The organism is Hungatella hominis, assembly GCF_014288005.1.
Lineage (GTDB): Bacteria > Bacillota > Clostridia > Lachnospirales > Lachnospiraceae > Hungatella > Hungatella effluvii.
Map to the genome: position 1 here is coordinate 1 of NZ_JACOPB010000045.1, position 3,735 is coordinate 3,735.

Sequence of the window (3,735 nt, forward strand, 5' to 3'; positions counted from 1 at the left end):
TATGCCGGATTGACAATGAACATTAAGACGTATGAATGCCGGCTTAATGGAGAGGCGCTGTCACTGACTCCAACGGAATTTTCCATATTAAGGATTCTTTTAGAGCGCAGGTGCAGTGTTGTCAGTGCCGAAGAATTATTCCATGAAGTCTGGCAGGAAGAATATTATACCAAGAGTAACAATACAATTACCGTACACATCCGCCATCTACGTGAGAAGATGAAGGATACCGGGGAAAATCCCAGATATATAAAAACGGTTTGGGGGGTAGGATATAAAATTGGTGAAATTTAAAAAAGCAAAGTACAATTATTCAAAACTCGGCCGTATTACGTTTATCCGAGGATTATGGATTACAGTGGGAGCAGTTGCTGCAGTCTTTGGACTGCGGATGCTGACACGTGGACACTTGGCAGATGCGATTGTTAGGTGGTTTGCACGTAGTCTTTCAATCAGTGAGATGGAAGCTGATTTGTTATATTTCAAGCTAGTGACTGTCAATATGCAGTTTATTCTTGCGTTAGTCATAATCATATTTGTTTTTTTGTTGTTCCACATGCTGTTGGACACATATAAAAGATATTTCGATGAGGTAGTAACAGGGATTGACAAGCTTATGGAGGAAAGGGCAGCGATTTCCCTGTCTCCGGAACTGGAGAGTGTGGAGCATAAACTGGCCGATGTAAAGCGGACACTTGCAGAACGGGCGGATAAGGCTAAGAGGGCGGAGCAGCAGAAGAATGATCTGGTGGTATATCTGGCTCATGATATCAAGACCCCACTGACATCTGTGATAGGATATCTCAGCCTTTTAGATGAAACACCGGATATGCCCGATGAGGAGAAAGCAAAATATATCCATACTGCATGGGAAAAGGCGAACCGGCTCAGGACCCTGGTGAATGAGTTTTTTGAGATTACCCGCAGCCATTCCGAATCTCTTCCGCTTCATAAGGCAAAGGTTGATCTTTTCTATATGATTGCTCAGATTTCAGATGAGTTGTATCCGCAGTTGAATGCATGCGGAAAAATCATAGAGAATCATGTGGATGAGGACATATCTGTATATGGAGACTCTGATAAGCTGGCCAGAGTGTTTAATAATATCCTGAAAAATGCCATTTCTTATAGTGCGGAAAACAGCGTTATCAAAGTCTCAGCCATAGAGCTTTCAGCATGGACTGTGATTCGATTTGAAAATGATGGGGAAATTCCGGAGGATAAGCTCAATGTGATTTTTGATAAATTCTGCCGTTTAAGCAATGCGAGATTAAGCGAAACAGGAGGCTCCGGCCTGGGGCTCGCTATTGCAAAAAATATTATTGTACTGCATGGCGGACAGATAAGGGCTGAAAGCAGTAATGGACGCACTGCTTTCATTATTGAAATCCCATCAGCATCATCCAAAATCTCTGTCACAGCATCTTAGCGATTTTAATACATCTATCATTTCAATCGACCTGATAGAACAGGCGGGGAATCAGACGATTATATAATACATTAAAAAGGTGGTGAGCATTTTGAAAATTCGCAGTGAATTTACATGTCCGTTTGAATTGGTTCACGATATGGTAAATGGATGTATGAAATTTGCTGGCTATCTCTACATACAGCCCTTTCGATATGTAGGTTAGTAATTCTGGATCATGAATGTCTAGACCGACTCCGTAGGATGTATAGCGGAATCCCTTATAGGAATTATTGCTCCCAAGGCATCGAAGCAGATTACTGGTTTCTCTTTCGTATTTCCTACTAATCCCTCCTGAAATATTATCGCAATAGTAACCTTATATGGCAAAAAATGGAGGTCCAAGAGAAAACAAGGCGAAAAAAACGATACATTATGACGAAAAAGGTCGAATTAAGATTGCTTATAATATAAATGATATTAAGAAGTAACACCTTGTCTATTCGTCCCATATAGTATAGTACAAACCTATATTAAAAGGAGGAGTAAAGAATGTGTTGCTGTAGATGTTGTTGTAGATGTTGTTGCAGATGCTGTTGCAGATGCTGTGGTAATAGTAATAGTAATAGTAATATCTGCGGTTGCGGTTGCTGTTGCTGCTGTCCATGGTGGTGCAGTACTGGTGGAGGAAACAATTGGGGCGGTAATTGGGGCGACAATTGGGATCCTTGTGCGAATGAAAGACGCTGGGCATACAGAGAGGGTTTTAACGATGGGTATACGGTAGGATTTGAAGACGGAAGATGGAATAGACGTCCATGTCCACGGTCAAATTAAAATAGAACAAGGCGGGTACCGGACATTGACCGGGCCCGCCTGTTTTAGATGATATTCAGACGTTAAAATTGATAAATAAAATCCAAAGTCGAGGAAGCGTATGTTTTCCAGCCTATCCACATAGACGTCTGCGTAAGACAGCGGTTGAATGCAATGACTGATTTAATTAAAAAAGGGCACTATGGGAAAAGCTGCACATAAAGCAATGTGTTATGATGCGCATATAAATTATGGCCTGATTCTGTCCCGATTACAGCAAGAAACTGCCTATTCGCGGTATTCGGAGAAACTGAAGCAGGCAGAATTGCTAACAATTAACCGCCTTCTGGAGACTGTGTTGCCCCAGGTTGCAAACAGCATAGACATGGAGGATTATTAGGAGCTGGGAAAGAATGCCGGGAGCTATAGTATTGCGGCTTCCGAGGGCTTTTCTGCTGTACATAAGACGGTCACTCTTGAAAATCTGGGAAGTGGGGGTGTGTGATCCCTAAAACAATGGAGGCCAACGTCACGGCGCTTCATAAGGTTTTATATGGGAATCAGGATTATGAAACTCGAACCGGGTGAAAGAGATTGGCGGGGAAATTATCAAACAGGCATTGAAAAAGTGATATCATGTTTAGTATAGCACAGTGTGATTTCCTGGAAAAGCGTATTGAGAAATTTATACGGAAGAACTGGCAAATATCGCCGGCCTGTCCCCTTTCTATTTTCAACGTTTATTCAAGCGGCTGGTAAAGAAACCGGTTCAGGAATATGTGAAGCTCCGCCGCCTGGCAAAGGTGATTGAAAATCTGGGTAATACCGAACAGAGAATACTTGACGTTGCCCTGGACTATGACATTACAAGCCACGCGAATTTTACACGGGCTTTCAAAGAAACGTATGGAATACACCCTAAGAGTACAGGAGGGATATAACAATGTTTAACACATTTGACAAGCCGGAAGTTTACCTCGGCTTGGAACCGGAGGTCCGTTTCTCTGGACAGATTCCGGCTGGTGAAAGCACAGGTGTAGACGTACCGGGGCAGCTCTGGAAACGCTATCATATGGAGAAGTTAAACTGCCTGATAGAGCAGGCAATTTTTATATGAAAGGAGGTAATTTTAGAGTATGGAGGTGGCTGTGAGAAAGAAGTTAAGACGGATTTTTACAATACTGGGAACAACTGATTTTTACCATAACAGCCTGTGGGAACCGCATGGATGCCATGCAGCCGGATTCTTCCTATGTTGCAGACTTTTTTGATATTCCGGACTCAGTGACAGGAATTGAAAGACTTCTGCTCAAAGATGATATGGCCTATATGTGCTGTCTGGAGGAAGATGGCACGTCCTATCTGGCAGCAATGAACATTGATGACGGTAAGTTTTTGAAACAGAATCTGGAGCTGGACGCCTCGGTTTCGCTTCTGGATTTTGGCTTTGCCCCGGACAACAGTATCTGGGCGGTTTGCCTGGAACAGGCCGGCGTCTATAGTTTAAGGAA

General features: G+C 42.8%; 2 protein-coding genes and 3 pseudogenes. 4 read left to right on the forward strand and 1 reads right to left on the reverse strand.

The window, feature by feature from the left end; all coding sequences use genetic code 11:
- On the forward strand, positions 1 to 294 hold a 294-nt coding region (locus tag H8S75_RS32005; protein ID WP_187024928.1), incomplete at its 5' end, for a winged helix-turn-helix domain-containing protein.
- On the forward strand, positions 281 to 1,429 hold the full coding sequence (locus tag H8S75_RS32010) for a sensor histidine kinase (RefSeq protein ID WP_187024929.1): 1,149 nt from the start codon (positions 281 to 283) through the stop codon (positions 1,427 to 1,429). The genes H8S75_RS32005 and H8S75_RS32010, both read left to right, overlap by 14 nt.
- Before the next feature lie 145 nt (positions 1,430 to 1,574).
- Here H8S75_RS32010 and H8S75_RS33705 read toward each other — a convergent pair.
- A pseudogene (locus tag H8S75_RS33705) lies at positions 1,575 to 1,757 on the reverse strand (sporulation initiation factor Spo0A C-terminal domain-containing protein); the annotation flags it as partial.
- Positions 1,758 to 2,904: 1,147 nt separating this feature from the next.
- On the opposite strand from H8S75_RS33705, the pseudogene H8S75_RS32020 reads away from it, so the two are divergent.
- A pseudogene (locus tag H8S75_RS32020) lies at positions 2,905 to 3,305 on the forward strand (helix-turn-helix domain-containing protein); the annotation flags it as partial.
- A gap of 143 nt (positions 3,306 to 3,448) precedes the next feature.
- A pseudogene (locus tag H8S75_RS32025) lies at positions 3,449 to 3,735 on the forward strand (hypothetical protein); the annotation flags it as partial.